Raw genomic sequence first — 18,997 nt, 5'->3', positions numbered from 1 at the left:
TCACCTGACTCCTCACCGCCGGTGTGCAGATCGTAATCAAGAGCTACGACAGGAAACGTCCTTCCACTTCGAGCGTTCCCCCGTCGCGGTGTTCACCGCGGTCCCGCGACGCAGTCCGGGCCGAGGATTGAGCCGGTCGACGCTTTCCAGCGGATGAATTCCCCCGCGTCGGCTTAGAAGATTGCAAGTCTCTCAACATTTTCGAATACTTCGCGTGCCATGTTTCGTGTCAACCGGTCCGAAAGCCGCGGAACACGAGGATGCGCGACTGCAATTAACCAGGCGCGCTCCGTGGTGTCCCTGCCAGCCGCGGCATCGTCATTCAGAAGGTCCAGCGCCTCGGTGGCGTGACGACGCTCCTCGAACCGTGTGCGATACATCGCCTCGATCTGGCGCCCCCTCATCCAGACCGTGTCCGAGTCGTTGCGGAGTGGAGCTCCTAAGTAGTCGTTCCTGTAGATCAGGTGAGGCCCGTCACTGCTCGGTGGTACCTCCACGATGACGGCTCGGTTTCCTTCGCTCCCGAGCCGATGCACGTGCAAACCGAGGACCGGCGGGGAGATTGCCGTGATAGCGGCGCTACGCAGCGAGCGTTCGTGTGCCTCGTCGAAGTCTCCAACATTTACCCGACCGCTCGCTGCCTTTTGCGACTCCGTCACGCCGTAGACGATCACGCCGCCGCCGCTGTTCGCCATCGCTGCAACATCCTTGGGAAAGTCCGTCTGTGTGATTCCCTTAGCCGGCGGCGGTTCGGACTACCAGTCCAGATCGTTCGTTTCCACGACGCCGGCAGCAACTGCGTCATCAAGAAGGGCTTCATCCAAGTGGCCAGGCGAAGCTCCGACCGCCCTATGGAGCGCTGTGAATGTCATGGGCTCAGCGCAGGGGCGGGCGCGGCATCCAACGGAAGCTGCCGCGTCCGTCGTCGCGAATCCGCGTGGACCGGAGGTAGCGTGCGACTCTTGGGTTGTGCTTCAGGTAATCACGGGGATGTATTTCGGGGACGTGCGGCTAAACGTGACCGAGCATCGCCGGACGCTTTACACAAACACCAACTTTCTACACGAGCGTCACGTCGCTCTGCCGGTCGGCCAGCTGACGCCATCCACGGAGTACGCCGAGGTCAATACCGTGCTGGCGCACTTCACCGAGCGACTTGAAGCAGTTCGGCCCGATGGTACGGACGATTTCATGCTCTCTACTGGCGGCGACGCAATCGCTGACGATCTCGCCGCGGTCTTGTCGTTCGCTCTCAATGCGACTTTTACGCCGATCCGCGGTAAGGCCGACCGCCTGATCAGCCAGCCAACAGGGTCGCACCACCATCCCAGGCCCGCCGATATCCTTCCTCACACTTTCGGTGCCAATTTGATGGTTCGCGACGACGACATCACAGATCTTCAGGACTTCATGAGTGCGCTCCTCGCCCTCAACAGGGTTGCGTACGAGGCGGCGATGCGCGCCATACGGCGAATCGTCACGGCAAGCGAACGAGTTGCCGACGACCCGACACTCGCCTACACGGACTACGTGGCCGCCCTTGAATCCTTATCTGCCGGGTTCAACGTCGCGACGCCAACCTGGGATCGTCTCGATCCACGCAAGCGCCGAATTCTCGATCCAGCACTTAGTGGGCTCTCGGCAGGCGACGCTGAGCGTGTACGCGCGGCGATCCTCGGATCGGAGCGCGCTGGCATCAAGAACCGATACGTCGAGTTTGTACTCGACCACATCCGGCCCGCCTTCTACCGCGAGGAGGCCACGGGCCTGAACCGACCAGCGCAGCGAGCCTCGCTCAGACACCTAGTGGCGAAGGCATACGACGCTCGCTCGAAGAGTTTGCATGAGCTCCGCGAACTTTCCATCGGCACTTGGCTTCTCGTGGGTGGTGCTCAGACAGTCACACCACCAGGAGAGTCACTTATGCTCACCCTCGAGGGGCTCAACACGGTTGCTCGCCATGTTGTCCGAACCTACGTCCAACGGGCACCGACCGACAAGGACACCGAATACCAGTGGAGAGAAAACCTCCCCAACGTCATCCAGGTTCAGTTGGCCCCCGAGCTGTACCTAGGGTCTGGCGATGCCATGCACTCGACGACTGCCGCCACACGAGCAGGTGAGTTCCTCGCTCACACCATCGAGGTGCTCTCTGGCCGGAGCGATTTCAAGATCGACATGCGGCCGGCCCTCACCAGGATCGAGCAGCTGCTTGTCACTGAGCGCTCATCTAGTGTCCGCGAACCTATGCTTGCCGTGTATCTGTTGTGGCATAGCCTCCTTCGGCCAGAGTTCCACCAGCCAGCTCCCGAGACGACAATTGAAGCGGCCACGGACGAGCTTCAACGCCCGGGCTTGTATTCGTTCGCGGTTGCCGTGCTGCTCGACCTGGAGCCTCTCTGGGACGTAGACGACTGGTGCGAGTTGGCCGAACAGCGATACGAGGACCTCCATAGCCGTCGGCCCGTCGAGTTTCCCGCTCGGTTTGACTCCGCGCTCTGGCTTCGCCTTTGCGAGGTCCTCCAGGTCGAAGGCGCGCAATCCGCTGCGCGTGCGGCGCTCAGCAGAGCCGTCGAATGTTCCCCCGGTAATCAAGAATTGGTGTCGCTGGAACGCGATATGGAAGCAGGTACAGCGATCACGCTGGACGTGAGAACGTTCCTGATCGACCCACTCCCGCAGAACGACGAGCGCTCAGAGGAAGACAACGTGGCGGGGGACGCCAACAGCCAGAACGGTGTGGTGTGAGAGGTAGACCTTGCCATGGTCAACCACGGTGGACTCGGGTAAGCAGCCTGGGATACTCGGCGCGGCACCGTCTGTGGTCCGTTCGTCGCCTTCGATGGCGATCGCACTCGGAACTCCGTGAAACGGCCACGTTCCGTCGTCCGTCGGTTCTTGCGGTGTGACCGACTGGTGCAACACATTGGCCATGTCGATTGCTTTGGTTTATCGCCCACCCCGAATTCCGCCCCAGGCGAAATCTGCCCGGGAACAAACATCCTGCCACCCAGGTTGAGTCCATCAGACTGAACTTTGGAGGTTAAATGTCTGACACGTATTCAGTGCCCGTCCTCTTCGTTCCTGATCTGGTCGTCCTGCCCGGCATGGTTGTGCCGGTGCCTCTCGACGACGCTGCTCAGGCGACGGTGGACGCGGCCCGGGCCAGTGAGTCCGGAAAACTGCTGGTCGCTCCACGCCTGGACGACCGGTATCCCACCTATGGCGTTCTGGCGTCGATCGTGCAGGTCGGGCGTATGCCCGGCGGTGTGCAGGCTGCCGTCGTCAAGGGCGAAACGCGCGCCCACATCGGCACCGGAACCACCGGCCACGGCAACGCGCTGTGGGTCGAGGTGACCGAGGTCGACGACGTCGAGGCGACGCCCGAGACCAAGGCGCTCGCCGCCGAGTACAAGAAGCTCGTACTGGCCATGCTGCAACGTCGTGAGGCGTGGCAGATCATCGACGCGGTCAACAAGATGACCGACCCGTCGGATCTCGCCGACACGTCGGGCTACTCGTCGTGGCTCGACGACGTCCAGAAGCGACAGCTTCTCGAGACGCCGGACGTCGGCGAACGACTTCAACTGCTGATCGACTGGACCAGCGAGCACATCGCCGAGACCGAGGTCTCCGACAAGATCGCCGACGACGTCCGCAACGGGATGGAGAAGCAGCAGAAGGAATTCCTGCTTCGCCAGCAACTCGCCGCGATCCGCAAGGAACTCGGTGAGGACGAGCCCGACGGTGCTGACGACTACCGCGGTCGCGTCGAGACGGCCGATCTTCCCGACAACGTGCGCGAAGCCGCACTGCGTGAGGTCGGCAAACTCGAACGCGCCAGCGACCAGTCACCCGAAACCGGTTGGATCAGAACATGGTTGGACACCGTGCTCGATCTGCCGTGGAGCGTCACCACCGAGGATTCGACAGACATCAAGGGTGCCCGCGAGATCCTCGACGCCGATCACCACGGTCTCGACGACGTGAAAGATCGCATCGTCGAATATCTGGCGGTGCGTGCCCGACGTGCCGAGCGCAAGCTGCAGGTCGTCGGCGGACGCGGGTCCGGTGCCGTAATGGTGCTGGCCGGTCCTCCCGGTGTCGGCAAGACGTCGCTGGGTGAGTCTGTTGCCCGTGCGCTCGGTCGCAAGTTCGTGCGCGTCGCTCTCGGCGGTGTGCGCGACGAGGCTGAGATCCGCGGTCACCGTCGTACCTACGTCGGCGCACTGCCCGGACGCATCGTGCGTGCCATCGGCGAGGCGGGATCGATGAATCCCGTTGTGCTGCTGGACGAGATCGACAAGGTCGGCTCCGACTTCCGGGGCGATCCCGCGGCCGCGCTGCTCGAGGTCCTCGACCCCGCGCAGAACCACACGTTCCGCGATCACTACCTCGATCTCGACCTCGACCTGTCCGACGTCGTGTTCCTCGCGACAGCCAACGTCATCGAGAACATCCCGTCGGCCCTGCTCGACCGTATGGAGCTCGTCACGATCGACGGCTACACCGAGGACGACAAGGTGGCCATCGCCCGCGACTTCCTGCTCCCGCGGCAGGAGGAGCGTGCTGCGCTCACCAAGGATGAGGTTTCGGTTACTGAGGATGCGCTGCGCGAGATCGCTGCCAACTACACCCGCGAGCCGGGTGTGCGGCAGTACGAGCGACTGCTCGCCAAGCTGTTCCGCAAGGTTGCGACCAACGTCGAAAGCGGCAAGGCCACAACGCCTGTCACGATCGAGGAGTCCGATGTCAAGGAGTACCTCGGCCGTGCCCGGTTCACGCCGGAGTCCGAAGAGCGTACGGCTGTGCCCGGTGTTGCCACCGGACTTGCCGTGACCGGAATGGGCGGCGACGTGCTGTTCATCGAGGCCAATCGCACCGACACGGGCGAGGGTAAGGGAGGTCTGCAACTGACCGGCCAGCTCGGCGACGTCATGAAGGAGTCCGCGCAGATCGCACTGTCGTACGTCCGTGCACACGCACGCGAACTCGGCGTCGATCCGAAGAACCTGGAGGGCACGATCCACGTGCACGTTCCGGCGGGCGCGGTGCCGAAGGACGGTCCGAGTGCCGGCATCACCATGGTGACAGCCCTGGTGTCGATGGCAACCGGCCGCAAGGTGCGTGCCGAGGTGGGCATGACCGGCGAGGTCACACTCAACGGTCGCGTGCTCCCGATCGGCGGGCTCAAGCAGAAACTGCTTGCGGCACAACGCAACGGGCTCACGCAGGTGTTCATCTCACCGCGCAACGAGGCCGACCTCGACGACGTCCCGGCAGAGATTCTCGACGCCGTCACGGTCACCCCGGTGGCCGATGTCGCCGACGTCGTCGCACAGGCTCTCGAGCCGGTCGCCGACGCCGCGCGGACTGCCGCTTGATCCTGGTCGATCAACCCGACCTTTGATCACGATGGGGCGCACCGATTACGGTGCGCCCCATCGCTTTATCCAGAGAACCTCATCGGTGAAACGATCACATGGTCGGCGGCATGAGCACCGTGTCGATCATGTACACCGTGGCGTTTGCGGTCTTGACGCCACCACAGGCGACGCCTGCGTTGTTGACCTTGAGATCGTTGCCGGATCCGGTGACCGTGACATCCTGACCCTCGAGGGTCTTGTGTGTTCCGTCGATCATGTCGGGTGCGATCTGTCCCGAAACAACGTGGTAGGTAAGGATTTTCGTGAGCAGATCCTTATCGGTCTTCAGCTTGTCGATCGTCGCGGCGTCGAGCTTCGCGAAGGCGTCGTCGGTCGGCGCGAAGACGGTGTACTGGCCGTTGTTGAGCGTATCCACCAGGTTCACCTGCGGATTGAGCTGCCCCGACACCGCCTGCGTCAGCGTCTTGAGCATCGGGTTGTGGGATGCCGCAGTAGCTACCGGGTCCATCGCCATACCCTCGACCGAGCCACTGCCCGACGGATTGGCCTTCGCGTAGTCGGCACATCCCGGCCCCACGAGCGACGCCGGTTCGGCAGTACCGCTGCTCATCGGCATTGCCGACGACGACATCGGGGCCATCGACGACGTGGCCGAATCCGACGACGAACTGCTGTCGTCAGAGCATCCCGCGATCACTCCCACGGTCAGTACGGCGCCTGCTGCTGCGAGAGTCAGGCGTTGAAATCTGTTGGCTACCATGATCGATCCAATCATTGAGGAACAAACCCACCGTGCTGTGAGTCTCGGAGGGCATTCGCAGGAGACCAGACCCCGGATGGGTGAAAAGAAAAGAAATCTCACGACCCATCCGCACAGGGCACTCGAACGAAGTACTGCAGAAGTCGACGATCGACGACGCTGACTTCGGTGAGGAGTGTGGCCATGGGTCAGCGATCAAAAACGCGTCAGCGATCCGAAATGCGTCGGCCGTTCGAAACGTGGCTTCGTGCTGTGGTTTCCGGCATGCTTGCCGTTTTCGGCGGTATAGCGGCAGGCGAGTTGGCGGCTATTCCCTTGTCTCGCATGGCCTCACCTTTCCAGGCGGTAACCGCGTTTCTCGTCGACAATTCACCCGCTCCTGCTCGGGAGTGGGCCATCACGACGTTCGGAACCAACGACAAACCGGCGCTGATGATCGGTGTCGCAGTCGCTCTCGCCCTACTCTCGATGCTTGCGGGCATTCTGCAGGTGGCGCGGCCCCCGGCGGGCGTCGTTCTCGTCATCCTCGTGGCGGCGTTCGGCGCATTCGCGGCGGCCACACGTCCCACCGCAGACGCGAGCTACGTGATACCGGCGATTGTCGCAGGTGTGGTCGCAGTTGCAATTCTCATAGTGCTGGGTCGCAAATCGATTGTGACGCAAAAGGTTAGCCCAGGCCCCGATGAAGTACTCGAAAACACCGACGACACAACTAGTTCCGGAACATCGCGACGTGCCTTCCTTGTCGCGGCAGCGGTCGTTGCAGGGGCATCCGCGGTCTCGCTGGTGGTTGCCCGACGCGTCGCCGACGCGGGCGGAGTGATCGCGGAGCGAGCCCGACTCGTGTTGCCCCGAGCAAAGTCTGCTGCGCCACCGATTCCGTCAGGCGTCGATGTCAAAGGCGCAACCGCGTTTCTCACCAGCAATGCGGACTTCTATCGCATCGACACAGCCCTGCAGGTCCCGCAGTTGTCGACGTCGGATTGGCGGCTGCGAATCCACGGCATGGTCGACCGCGAGATCACGCTCGACTGGAACGATCTCATGGCGATGTCGGCGCAGGAGAGGATCATCACCCTGACGTGCGTTTCCAATGAAGTCGGCGGCGATCTTGCGAGCAACGCGAGGTGGATCGGCTATCCGATGCGTGACCTTCTCGCGATGGCGAAACCGCACGCCGACGCGGACATGCTGCTCTCGACGAGCGTCGACGGCTGGACGTCTGGCACGCCGCTCGAAGCGATCACCGACGGACGTGACGCGATGTTGGCGGTAGGTATGAACGGCACGCCACTGCCACTCGAGCACGGGTATCCCGCGCGGCAGGTCATTCCGGGACTCTACGGCTTCGTCTCCGCCTGCAAATGGGTGATCGACTGGGAGATAACACGATTCGACCAAGCCCAGTCGTACTGGGCGAAGCGTGGCTGGGGTGTGAAAGCGCCCATCAAGACGGCCTCGCGCATCGATACCCCGGCGCCGCTGTCGAATATCGCCGCCGGTCCGGTCGTCGTCGCGGGAACTGCCTGGGCGCAGCACCGGGGCGTGCGCAAGGTCGAGGTGCGCGTCGACGACGGTGAATGGAACACGGCGACGCTCGCGACCGAATACTCGACCGACACCTGGCGACAGTGGAGCTGGACCTGGGGTGCAACGCCCGGAAACCACACGTTGTACTGCCGCGCGACCGACGCCGACGGCAAGACGCAGACCGACCAGCGGGTGGCGCCGATACCCGACGGCGCCACCGGATGGCACAGCCGCGTCGTCCGTGTTGCCTAGCGCAGGGTCACTTGCGAGACGTCCTGCACAAACACGAACGACGCGGCTGTGCTCTTGGTGTTCGGCTCAGCCGACCTTCAGTGCCAGTGCCTTCTTGCGACGAGTGAGCACGCCTGCTGCGCCTGCCGCGGACGCGACCAGCGCGGCAATGCCTGCACCCTCACGTGAGAGGGGATGCTTCACGACGGCGTCGACGGAGTAGCGTCCCGGCCCGGTCAGAGCCAGTGCAGCAGAGGCGAGTCCGAGGACGGCCGGGTACTCGAAGCCGCCCTCCTGAGCGAAGAATCCGCTGGGACGGTGCACGTCGGCGGCGGCGATCATCGCTGCTGCGCCTGCCGCTGCTGCCACGCGGGTGCCGACGCCGAGCGCGACGAGTCCACCGGCGGCCTCGCTGACGCCCGCGGCTACGGCCGACGTCTTGGCGGGCTCGAATCCCATGTGCTGCATGCCCGCGGTCGTCCCGTCGATTCCGGGGCCGCCGAACCAGCCGAGCAGCTTCTGGGCTCCGTGCGCGAACAGGGTGGCGCCCACGGCGACGCGCAGGGTCAGCAGACCGGCATCGAGCGCGCGGGAGTTGGTTGTTTTCTTCGGCATTGTTCTTAACCTTCCTACAGATATGTCCTAAGAGGACTGTAGTCCGCTTAGCGTCGAGCGGCCACGTGTCGCTGGTCACGCAGCCATCGCGGGCGTCCGCGGGCGTCGCGCAAGGTTCATGAGAGTAGGTTCCGTGCGCATGCGGGCGGCCGTAGGCTGGCCATTGAGAAGTCTTGATTGTGAAGTTGCCATTGCGATCGCGAGGAGCCGAGATGCCCGACCTGCCCGAGATCACCGACGCCGAGATGCAGACGATTCTCGAGTACGCCCAGCCGTACACGGTGTCGATCCTCCGTTCGGGACCGAACTTCAGCTCGGCCGATGCCGGACAGTTCCTCAAGGAGCACGGCCGTCGCACCCTCGCGCTGCGCAAGGCGGGCGAGCTGGCCGTCGTATTGCCCATCGGCGGCAACGCCGACATCCACGGCGTCGGCATCTTCGACCGCGACGTCGACACGGTCACCAAGATCATGAACGACGACCCGGCCGTCCAGGCGGGCGTCTTCACCTTCGAGGTCTATCAGGCCGAAGGTCTACCGGGCGACGCGCTGCCGCCCGCGCCGTAACCAGCGAGACATCGACCTCCGCATAGTTGCGCGAACTGCGCTCAACTTTTTTCTCCGAATCGGGAACAACCCGGATCTGTGCACAGTTGGACCTATCGAGAAACCTGAGTCGGTCAGACTCAAGTAGACTTGACGCGGTGAGGCTCAACCAGTAGGACTTGAGTCGGACGCGCTGAAGTCTCTGGTCCCCGACCAGACGCAGGTTTGCATCGACCAACCCCCTCGGTCGTGCCGTCAGCTCGACCAGGGGACCGAGAACTTGGGTGCACACCCACAAACTAGGAGGAAATAACAGATGTCTCGTGCTGTTGGAATCGACCTCGGCACCACCAACTCCGTGGTGTCCGTGCTCGAGGGCGGCGAACCGACTGTCATCGCCAACGCCGAAGGCTCGCGGACCACTCCGTCCGTCGTCGCATTCGCGCGTAACGGTGAGGTACTCGTCGGGCAGCCCGCCAAGAACCAGGCCGTCACCAACGTCGACCGCACCATCCGGTCCGTCAAGCGCCACATGGGCGAGGGCGACTGGAACGTCGAGATCGACGACAAGAAGTACACCCCGCAGGAGATCAGCGCGCGCACGCTCATGAAGCTCAAGCGCGACGCCGAGTCCTACCTGGGTGAAGACGTCAGCGACGCGGTCATCACCGTGCCCGCATACTTCAACGACTCGCAGCGTCAGGCCACCAAAGAGGCCGGCCAGATCGCGGGCCTCAACGTCCTGCGTATCGTCAACGAGCCCACCGCTGCCGCACTGGCATACGGACTCGACAAGGGCGAGAAGGAACAGACCATCTTGGTCTTCGACCTCGGTGGCGGCACCTTCGACGTCTCGCTGCTCGAGATCGGCGACGGCGTCGTCGAGGTCCGTGCGACCTCCGGCGACAACAACCTCGGTGGTGACGACTGGGATCAGCGCATCGTCGACTGGCTCGTGGAGAAGTTCAAGAGCAGCTCCGGCATCGACCTGACCAAGGACAAGATGGCCATGCAGCGTCTTCGTGAGGCTGCCGAGAAGGCCAAGATCGAACTGTCTGCCTCGCAGAGCACCTCGATCAACCTGCCCTACATCACCGTCGACGCCGACAAGAACCCGCTCTTCCTCGACGAGCAGTTGAGCCGCAGCGAGTTCCAGAAGATCACCTCTGATCTGCTCGAGCGCACCCGCGCACCGTTCCAGGCCGTCATCAAGGACGCAGGCATCTCCGTCGGCGACATCGATCACGTTGTGCTCGTTGGTGGTTCGACTCGTATGCCCGCCGTGACCGATCTGGTGAAGGAACTCACCGGAGGCCAGGAGCCCAACAAGGGTGTCAACCCCGACGAGGTCGTCGCGGTCGGTGCTGCTCTGCAGGCCGGCGTGCTCCGCGGTGAAGTGAAAGACGTTCTGCTGCTTGATGTCACCCCGCTGTCGCTCGGTATCGAGACCAAGGGCGGCGTGATGCACAAGCTGATCGAGCGCAACACCACGATCCCGACCAAGCGGTCGGAGACCTACACCACGGCCGAAGACAACCAGCCGTCGGTGCAGATCCAGGTCTACCAGGGTGAGCGCGAGATCGCCTCGCACAACAAGCTGCTCGGTTCGTTCGAGCTCGGCGGTATTGCTCCTGCGCCGCAGGGTGTTCCGCAGATCGAGGTGACCTTCGACATCGACGCCAACGGCATCGTGCACGTCACCGCGAAGGACAAGGGCACCGGCAAGGAGAACTCCATCCGCATCCAGGAGGGCTCGGGCCTGAGCAAGGACGAGATCGACCGGATGATCAAGGACGCAGAGGCCCACGCAGAAGAGGACCGCAAGCGTCGCGAGGAGGCCGAGACCCGCAACCAGGCCGAGTCGCTGGTCAACCAGACCGAGAAGTTCCTCAAGGACAACGAGGACAAGGTTCCCGGCGAGGTCAAGGACAAGGTCAACGCCGCGATCTCCGAGGCCAACGATGCCCTGAAGGGCACCGATATCTCGGCGATCAAGAGCGCGATCGAGAAGCTGTCCGCGGAGTCCCAGGAGATGGGCCAGGCGATCTATGCAGCATCTGCTGCTGAGTCGCAGAACGGCGCATCCGCCGAGGGTGCCACCGCAGACGCCGACAGCGACGTCGTCGACGCAGAGGTTGTCGACGAGCCGAACTCCGGGGACACCAAGTGACCTCACCGGAGCCCGAGCTCGACACGACTGCGGCAGACACCGCAGCAGTCGACGTGGAGTCGACGGTCGAACCGACCGCCGACCCCGCGTCGGGTTCGGAAGAGGCGACCGGCGGAAACTCGGCCGAGGTGGCCGAACTGACCGCCGCCCTGCAGCGTGAACGCGCACAGTTCGCCAACTACAAGCGGCGAACCGAAGAAGAGAAGCAGGGACGCGTCGCCTACGGCAAGCAGATCCTGATCGACAAGCTGCTACCGGTTCTCGACGACCTCGACCGTGCCCGCGAGCACGGCGATCTCGAGAGCGGACCGCTCAAGGGTGTGGCCGACAAGCTGATCGCCACACTCGACGCAGAGGGATTGGCGAAGTTCGGTGCGCCGGGCGATCCGTTTGATCCGGAACTGCACGAGGCCGTCCAAAATGACGGCAGCGGAACGGAACCCGTCATCGGCGCGGTCTACCGCGGCGGTTATCGGCTCGGCGACAAGGTGATCCGCACGGCGATGGTCACCGTGACCGACCCGGACCCGCAGACCGATCCCTCGGCACAGCCGAGTACGACCGGTCACAGTGGTGCACAATAATCACCTGCATATGCTCCGACGGCGCGTCGCGTGAGATGACGCGGCGCGCCGTCGGCGCAACAGGGCGCCACAACCCACGACTTTTTCACAACTCAAGACCAGACAACTTCACACAACTACGAAGGAGGTGACGTCTGGTGGCTCCACAACGAGAATGGCTCGAACACGACTTCTACAAGGACCTGGGCGTTGCTTCTGACGCTTCGGCTGAAGAGATCAAGAAGGCTTACCGCAAGCTCGCTCGCGAGCTGCATCCCGATGCCAATCCGGGAGACAAGGAAGCCGAAGAACGCTTCAAGCGGGTGTCTGAAGCCCACAGCGTGCTCTCCGACGCCGACAAGCGTAAGGAGTACGACGAGACCCGTGCCATGTTCGCCGGCGGTCAATTCCGCGGCGGCGGAAACGGTTTCCCGGGAGGGTTCCCCGGTGGCGGCGGGACTCGTTATTCGACGAGCAACGGTGCCGATTTCAACCTCGGCGACCTGTTCGGTGGCGGAGGTGAATCGAGCGGCGGCTTCGGCGACTTGTTCGGCGATCTGTTCAACCGCGGAGGTTCATCGCGCTCATCGACGGCAACGCGGCCGCGTCGCGGCAACGATCTCGAGACCGAGACCACGCTGTCGTTCAAGGATGCTGCGGTCGGTACGACCGTACCGCTCCGCATAACAAGCCCGGCCCCCTGTACGACATGCCACGGAAGTGGCGCCAAGCCGGGCACGAGTCCGCGAGTCTGCCCGACCTGCAACGGATCCGGGCTGGTGAGCCGCAATCAGGGCGCGTTCGGTTTCAGTGAGCCGTGCCAGGATTGCCAGGGCACGGGTTCGCGGATCGACGATCCGTGTAGCGACTGCGACGGCTCCGGCGTGAAGGTCAGGGCGCGCACCATCAACGTGCGTATCCCGGCAGGCGTCGAAGACGGACAACGAATTCGGTTGGCAGGCCAGGGCGAAGCGGGCCGACGCGGTGCACCGTCGGGCGACCTTTATGTGGTCGTCCACGTGACCGCCGACAAGATCTTCACCCGCAGCGGCAACGACCTCAAGGTTCAACTGCCGGTCAGCTTCTCCGAATTGGTGCTCGGTGCAACGGTTTCCGTGCCGACGCTCGAGGGGTCGGTGGGAGTCAAGATCCCGCCGAACACCACAGACGGACGCACTTTGCGTGTCCGTGGACGTGGTGTGCCGAAGCGTTCCGGAGGCGCGGGCGACCTGTTGGTCACCGTGAAGGTCGAGGTGCCGGGCACACTCGACGACGCCGCGACCGAGGCACTCAAGAAGTACGCCGAGGCCGAGAAGGCGAGCGGATTCGACCCCCGTGCAGGATGGGGGCGATGAGCCATGGCGAGTCGAGACTTCGAGGATTCGAGCGCGACGTTCATGATCTCGGTCGCCGCCGAACTGGCAGGGATGCATGCGCAGACACTGCGCACGTATGACCGGCTCGGACTCGTCACGCCGCAACGCACGACGGGCGGCGGACGCCGCTACTCGCCGCGCGACGTCGAACTCCTGAGAGAGATCCAACGTCTCTCGCAGGAGGAAGGCGTCAACCTCGCGGGCATCAAGCGCATCATCGACCTCACCAATCAGGTCGACGCGCTCCAACAGCGAGTCGGTGAACTGCAGAGCCAAGTCGAGCAGTCCGGTCGCCGCGGTGGCGAGTTGGTGCCGGTCCCACGCACGAGCGCGTTGGTCGTCTGGCAACCACGACGCACCAAGCGCAAGGACTGAGCAGACGCTGTTTTCTACCCATGCTCCCCGACGGCCGGTTGGCCGCCGGGGAGCACACGTTAGGCTGACTTCTCACAGCAACGTGGGGAGTCAACGGTGACACAGCCGACCGGGACGCAGGCATCAGGCGCAGGGCAAACAGGGCCGGTGTCCCTGGGCGTGTCTGTTGTCGGCGACGAGATCGCGTCGGTCGTCATACGCTCCGGTGCCGGCGGTGCAGACGAGATCGCGGCCAGCAATCTCGTCGATCTGCCCGATTACCTCCCCGAATCGGCGGCCGCGGCCATCACGGAACTGGTCGAGTCGGTCCCGTTCGAGGTCGATCACCTCATCGTTTCCTGCTCGCGTCCGAGCACCCGCAACTACCTCGCGCAGGCCTTCACACCCGGACCGTCGACGCCGCCCTGGTACCGGATCACCAGCGTCGACGACATCGCGGGCGCCATGCTCGCCGTCGCGCGCTCGTCCCCGGGCGGCGCAGGCGTGACGGCCGTGGTGAACCTTGCACGTACAGGCGAGCCCGCCGACGGCGTGTGCGTGGCGCTCGTCGACAACACCACCGGCCAGTTGCTCGACACCCGCGACAACTCGACGCTCGAGGGGATTCCGGTCACCGATGCACAGGGCGCCGACGATGTCGCGCGATTGATCCTCGACGCCGATGGCGGCTCCCGGTTGAGCTCCGTCGTCTGCACCGGGTCGGGCGCAGAATTGCCCGGCGTCGCGCCTGCGCTCGAATATGCGGTCACACGCCCGGTGTCGATAGCCGAGATGCCTGCCCTCGCTCTTGCCGCGGGCGCTGCCGCCACCCCGGCGAAGACGACGGTGTTGCCGGCAGGCGCTTCGGAACAGGGCGCCTATGCCGCCGCAGCACCCATGCGCGCTCCTCGCGATGCGACGGGGCTGCGCTGGTGGGCGCTGGGTGCGGCGATCGGGGTCGCCGTGCTACTCGGCGCCATCGGACTGACGGCACTGCACGCCAGCAACGACAACGAGAGCGCCACACCGAACACCACGCCGTCCACGGTGACGGTCACCGACACCCAGCAACAGGCAACCGTCACGCGCGAGGGCGACGCCGTCACCGAAACGCAGACCGAGACCAGGAGTGAGGTCCGCACGACCACGGTCCGACCGCCGACGGTCACCAGGACGGTGGAAGCCCCGGCAGGTACCGAGACAGAGACCGCGACGGTCACCGAGACCTCCACGGTCACTGTCACCGTGCCCGGGCAGTCCGAAGGCGGCGGCGAGCAAGGGCAGGGGACAGGCGAGAACTGAGGGCGCCGCGGCGCCGTCAGAACACGGGATCGGATTGGATTCTGCTCGCCCGCACGCCGGCGATGATGAGTCGACGACGCGTGGCCGTCACCATCTGCGGAGAGCCGACGACGAGCGCCTGATGGCCGCTCCAATCTGTCTCTGCCGCAACAACATCTGGCAGCACACCGATCCGGTGATCGACGCCGAGTTCCTCGGGTGACGCGATCGAGTTCAACCACCACGGGTCGTCGGTCTCCTGCGACACCGCGGTGACGCGCAACCACGGATTGGTCGACGCGATGCGCGCCAGCACCGCCAGATCGTAGAGTTCGCCGGGGTAGCGCATGCCGTAGAAGATGTGCGTCGACGGCGAGTCGGCCCGCTTCGACATCTCGATCAGCAGCGCACGCAGCGGAGCGAGTCCGGTACCGCCCGCGACCATGAGGACGTCCTGGTCCCGTTCGATGTGCAGTGTTCCGTGGTGCTGCGCCAGCTTCCAGACATCGCCGACGCGCGTCGTCGACACGATCGCAGAACTCACGACGCCACCGGGAACGGCGCGGACGTGGAATTCGATCTCGCCATCCTCATTGGGTGGAATCGCAGGCGAGAGATGCCGCCACTCGTGCGGCCATTGCGGAATTGCCACCTCGAGATACTGCCCGACCGAAAAGCGCAGCGGATCGTCGCTGACGAGCCGCACGACAGCGAGGTCGCGGGTGATCCGATACTTCTCGACCACCTGCGCGGTCCAGGTCGGCGGCCCGGACGCCATCTCGGCCGCACCTCGCATCACGCCGGTGGTCAACATCATCGCCTGGGTGACCGTCTCCTCGGTGTCGCCGTCCCAGTAGCCGTCGAGCAGCGCGCGGAACTCGCCGATGAGCGCGGTGCACATCAGGGGGTAATGCGCAGGCAGCACGCCGAACTTGCGGTGATCGCGCCCGAGCTGTGCGAGCAGTTCGACGAGGTCGGTGTGGCCGTCGTCGGCCGGAATCACTTCGAGAGCGTGGTCGATCACTCCGAAGAACGCCTCACGCAGATGCGACATCTGCGCGGGAAACAGGTCGCGAAGGTCGGGATCGAGAGCAAAAAGGCGCGTGAAGACGCCGCGCGTGAACGCGTCGGGGTCGCGTCCGATGACCTGACGCACGTGGTGCAGCGCGTGGCGCGAGTGCCCGCCCATGCTCACCTCCGATCGTGTGGCCTCGTCGACAACCTCCTTATTCTGCCCCCTCGTCGGCGCGGGGTGCCCGAGGCGGCGAAAGGTGTGTCAGTGGAAAGAATCCGCACCTTCCAGATAGCTAATTGATCCAAAAATATGCAGGATGTGGGATCCTGTACTTGTGGTCTCCCTGGAAAACGTGCTTCCGGGAATCGTCGACGCGCATATGTTGCAATGGAATCCGCGTCAGACTCCTTGGCGGGCAAAGGGCCTCGCGCGGGTACGACGACTCACGCCGTGGCTCGGCGAACGCGCATTCACCCTGCTGGTCTCACAGGCCGACAGAGAATACGTTCTGACGCCGTCGGTCATCGCGCGCCCCTACGAGACCGAACACTATGTCAAAGACATCGCGGGAGTGCCCACGGTCGCAGGCGCCGCGATCGACACCGTCATCGTCGCTGATTCCCACTGGCGGGCATACGCGGGCGATATCGACATGATCTCCGACGTCGAGGCCGAGGAACTATCGGAAACCCGCTACACGATCGGACTTCCCTTCGGTCGCGACGGTGCCCCGCGGCTGGGAGCGATCATCGTGCACGGCGATCCGAGTTCGCCCAACTTTGCGACGCAACTCGACGCACAACTCGACATCACGCCTCTCGTGCGCGCAGTCAGAGTGCTTGCAGCACGCCATCCCGATCCACGCGTTCGTGATTCGACGCCGGACGATGGTCTGCTGGCGTCGACGTCCGCACTACGCGGCTTCGGTGAGGCGGTGCGTCGGGGCTTGGTGTTGGAGGCGTTTGTCTATTCACATCAGCTCTACGACGTGATCAGTTTGGCGCGGGAGTATCCCGAGGCCACGGTCGTCGTCGACCACATCGGAGCGCCGGTGGGTGTTTTCGGGCCGATGGGTGTGCGGACCGGCAACACCGCCGCGGCGCGTGCAGACATCATGCGCCTGTGGCATGAGCGGGTGGTGAGCCTTGCCGCGCAACCGAATATCGTGATGAAGCTGTCCGGATTGGCGATGCCGATTCTCGGCTACGGACACGACCCCCACGGCAACATCGGGAGCCGGAAGACCCTCGCCGAGATGATCGGTCCTCTCATCGGGCACATGGTGAGCCATTTCGGATCGGAACGACTTCTGTTCGGGTCCAACTTTCCCCTCGACCGGCCCAATGCGACGATGTCGATGGTCGTCGGCGCACTCCTCGACGTACTCAGTCCGTGGGGAGACGATCTCTTGCGAAAGGTCCTCCGCGACAACGCTCTACGTGTGTACAACGTCGACGACGCCCCTCACGGCCAGGCGTGAGGGGCGTCGTACGAAGAGACTGCTATTTGTCCTCGGGGCCCTCCGGAACCGGAGGCTCGGGCATGACGGGATATTCGCCGGTGTAGCCCTGACGCTGCGCCGCGAGTGCCAGCACCTTCGACCGGCAGGCATACCAGCCCGCGACCAGCAGCGGCGCTCCGACGATGATCGCGATGAGATTCCAGATGTCGTCATAACACATCAGGACGACCACCGCCGCGAGGAAGATCAGGGTGGCGTAGCTGGTGTACGGCGTGCCCGGGAGTCGGAATGAAGGCCGTGTGAGTATGCCCTTCTTCTCCCACCGGTACAGCTGGATCTGACAGGCGACGATCATCGCCCACGTGGAGATGATTCCGAGTGCGGAGAGGTCGAGCGCGATGTTGAAGGCGTCTTCGGGAACGAACAGGTTGAGGATGACACCGAGGAAGGTCAGCGCTCCTGTCAGCGCGATGCCACCGAACGGAACGCCGTTCCTGTTCATCTTGCCGGTGAATGACGGTGCAGTTCCGTTGAGCGCCATGGAGCGCAGGGTGCGGCCCGTCGAGTACAGGCCTGCGTTGAGACTCGACATCGCCGCAGTGAGCACGACGAGGTTCATGATCCCGCCCGCCGCCGGTACGCCGATCTTCGAGAAGAACGTGACGAACGGACTCTCGTCCGCCTTGTAGGTGGTGTAGGGAAGTAGCAGGGCGAGAACGATCAGGGACCCCACGTAGAACACGGCGATACGCAGGATCACCGAGTTGATCGCTCGCGGCATCACTTTCGCCGGCTCGGCAGTCTCGCCCGCAGCGGTGCCGACCAATTCGACTGCGGCATAGGCAAAGATGACGCCCGACGTCACGATCACCAACGAGAACAATCCCGTGGGGAACATTCCGCCGTTGTCGGAGATGACGCTGAACCCGGTCGAGGCGCCCTCGATGTCGAAACGTCCTGCGAGGAAGACGATTCCGACGACGAGGAACGTCACGAGTGCGGTGACCTTGATGATCGACGCCCAGAATTCCATCTCACCGAAAAGTTTGACCGAGATGATGTTCATGGTCAGCACGATGCAGAGGGCGATGAGCGCGATCAGCCATTGCGGGATCGCCCCGAACATCCCCCAGTAGTGCACGTAGAGTGCCACGGCCGTGACGTCGACGATCGCGGTCGCGGCCCAGTTGAAGAAGTAGAGCCAGCCGGTGACGAATGCTGTTTTCTCACCGAAGAATTCGCGCGCGTAGGAGACGAACGAACCCGATGAGGGTCGGTGGAGGACGAGTTCGCCGAGTGCGCGGAGGATGAAGAAGACGAAGACGCCGCACACGGCGTAGGTGATGAAAAGGCCGGGGCCTGCGTCGTGGAGGCGGGAACCCGCACCCATGAACAGGCCGGTTCCGATCGCGCCACCGATGGCGATCATCTGGATCTGCCGCGGTTTGAGCGCCTTCTGATAGCCCTCGTCCTCGTGGGCGAGTGCTGAATTGTCGTACTGCGTCGTTGGTTCGGCTGTCATGGCTCCCCGTGCGCTTGTGGACGATAGACCGTGTGGACAACGTGGACGGCCCCTGACGCTATCGGCTCTTCGCTACGTCGAGATGACGCAGAATGTTAACGATCTCGACACCCAATGGCCGTCGATTTGACGGCGCGCTGGCCCAATTGTGTTGAGACGCGGCCCGAATGCCGATCCGATGTCCGA

The 18,997-nt window shown here is 63.9% G+C and carries 15 protein-coding genes; 10 read left to right on the top strand and 5 right to left on the bottom strand.

The features are described 5' to 3' along the window. Positions 1-173: 173 nt before the first annotated feature. On the bottom strand, positions 174-695 hold the full coding sequence (locus tag ACRVY7_RS09795) for an AlbA family DNA-binding domain-containing protein (protein WP_431816903.1): 522 nt from the start codon (positions 693-695) through the stop codon (positions 174-176). 322 nt (positions 696-1,017) lie between these two features. Here ACRVY7_RS09795 and ACRVY7_RS09790 point away from each other — a divergent pair, with 322 nt between their 5' ends. Then, positions 1,018-2,748, top strand: coding sequence for a hypothetical protein (locus ACRVY7_RS09790; RefSeq protein ID WP_431816902.1), 1,731 nt, complete (start codon positions 1,018-1,020; stop codon positions 2,746-2,748). Positions 2,749-3,047: 299 nt separating this feature from the next. After that, the gene (lon, locus tag ACRVY7_RS09785) at positions 3,048-5,384 is read left to right on the top strand and encodes an endopeptidase La (protein ID WP_431816901.1); all 2,337 of its coding nucleotides are present in this window, start codon (positions 3,048-3,050) and stop codon (positions 5,382-5,384) included. 94 nt (positions 5,385-5,478) lie between these two features. Here lon and ACRVY7_RS09780 read toward each other — a convergent pair whose 3' ends face one another. Beyond that, entirely contained in the window at positions 5,479-6,147 is a 669-nt protein-coding gene (locus ACRVY7_RS09780; RefSeq protein ID WP_431816900.1) for a fasciclin domain-containing protein, read from the bottom strand. Positions 6,148-6,366: 219 nt separating this feature from the next. On the opposite strand from ACRVY7_RS09780, the gene ACRVY7_RS09775 reads away from it, so the two are divergent. Continuing rightward, positions 6,367-7,929 carry a molybdopterin-dependent oxidoreductase gene (locus tag ACRVY7_RS09775; protein WP_431816899.1) on the top strand — a complete coding sequence of 521 codons (1,563 nt, stop codon included), beginning with the start codon at positions 6,367-6,369 and terminating at the stop codon, positions 7,927-7,929. A 66-nt stretch (positions 7,930-7,995) separates the two neighbouring features. Here ACRVY7_RS09775 and ACRVY7_RS09770 read toward each other — a convergent pair whose 3' ends face one another. Further along, positions 7,996-8,523, bottom strand: coding sequence for a DoxX family protein (locus ACRVY7_RS09770; RefSeq protein WP_431816898.1), 528 nt, complete (start codon positions 8,521-8,523; stop codon positions 7,996-7,998). A gap of 212 nt (positions 8,524-8,735) precedes the next feature. On the opposite strand from ACRVY7_RS09770, the gene ACRVY7_RS09765 reads away from it, so the two are divergent. The 6 genes from ACRVY7_RS09765 to ACRVY7_RS09740 all read left to right on the top strand — a co-directional run bounded on the left by ACRVY7_RS09765 (position 8,736) and on the right by ACRVY7_RS09740 (position 14,833). Then, positions 8,736-9,089: a hypothetical protein gene (locus ACRVY7_RS09765; RefSeq protein WP_431816897.1), complete on the top strand. Its 354-nt coding sequence runs from the start codon at positions 8,736-8,738 to the stop codon at positions 9,087-9,089. 295 nt (positions 9,090-9,384) lie between these two features. Next, positions 9,385-11,238: a molecular chaperone DnaK gene (dnaK, locus tag ACRVY7_RS09760; protein ID WP_064866029.1), complete on the top strand. Its 1,854-nt coding sequence runs from the start codon at positions 9,385-9,387 to the stop codon at positions 11,236-11,238. Continuing rightward, positions 11,235-11,822 carry a nucleotide exchange factor GrpE gene (grpE, locus tag ACRVY7_RS09755; protein ID WP_049700452.1) on the top strand — a complete coding sequence of 196 codons (588 nt, stop codon included), beginning with the start codon at positions 11,235-11,237 and terminating at the stop codon, positions 11,820-11,822. The genes dnaK and grpE overlap by 4 nt, the downstream gene beginning before the upstream one ends. A gap of 137 nt (positions 11,823-11,959) precedes the next feature. Then, positions 11,960-13,156 (top strand): molecular chaperone DnaJ, encoded by a 1,197-nt coding sequence (dnaJ, locus tag ACRVY7_RS09750; protein WP_431816896.1) that lies wholly within the window; start codon positions 11,960-11,962, stop codon positions 13,154-13,156. A gap of 3 nt (positions 13,157-13,159) precedes the next feature. Beyond that, positions 13,160-13,552 (top strand): heat shock protein transcriptional repressor HspR, encoded by a 393-nt coding sequence (locus tag ACRVY7_RS09745; RefSeq protein WP_049700454.1) that lies wholly within the window; start codon positions 13,160-13,162, stop codon positions 13,550-13,552. A gap of 96 nt (positions 13,553-13,648) precedes the next feature. Beyond that, on the top strand, positions 13,649-14,833 hold the full coding sequence (locus ACRVY7_RS09740) for a DUF7159 family protein (protein ID WP_431816895.1): 1,185 nt from the start codon (positions 13,649-13,651) through the stop codon (positions 14,831-14,833). A gap of 16 nt (positions 14,834-14,849) precedes the next feature. On the opposite strand, the gene ACRVY7_RS09735 is transcribed toward ACRVY7_RS09740, so the two are convergent. After that, positions 14,850-16,001: an FAD-binding oxidoreductase gene (locus tag ACRVY7_RS09735; protein ID WP_431816894.1), complete on the bottom strand. Its 1,152-nt coding sequence runs from the start codon at positions 15,999-16,001 to the stop codon at positions 14,850-14,852. A gap of 142 nt (positions 16,002-16,143) precedes the next feature. Between ACRVY7_RS09735 and ACRVY7_RS09730 the strand changes: the two genes are divergently transcribed. Next, positions 16,144-17,307 (top strand): amidohydrolase family protein, encoded by a 1,164-nt coding sequence (locus ACRVY7_RS09730; protein WP_082937971.1) that lies wholly within the window; start codon positions 16,144-16,146, stop codon positions 17,305-17,307. Between the two features lie 22 nt (positions 17,308-17,329). On the opposite strand, the gene ACRVY7_RS09725 is transcribed toward ACRVY7_RS09730, so the two are convergent. Beyond that, on the bottom strand, positions 17,330-18,811 hold the full coding sequence (locus ACRVY7_RS09725) for an amino acid permease (RefSeq protein WP_064866019.1): 1,482 nt from the start codon (positions 18,809-18,811) through the stop codon (positions 17,330-17,332). Positions 18,812-18,997 lie beyond the last annotated feature (186 nt).

The sequence above is a fragment of the Gordonia jacobaea genome (assembly GCF_965344965.1).
Taxonomy (GTDB): Bacteria; Actinomycetota; Actinomycetes; order Mycobacteriales; family Mycobacteriaceae; genus Gordonia; species Gordonia jacobaea.
Note: the sequence above shows the minus strand (reverse complement) of the source record. Positions and strands in the feature narration are given on the sequence as shown.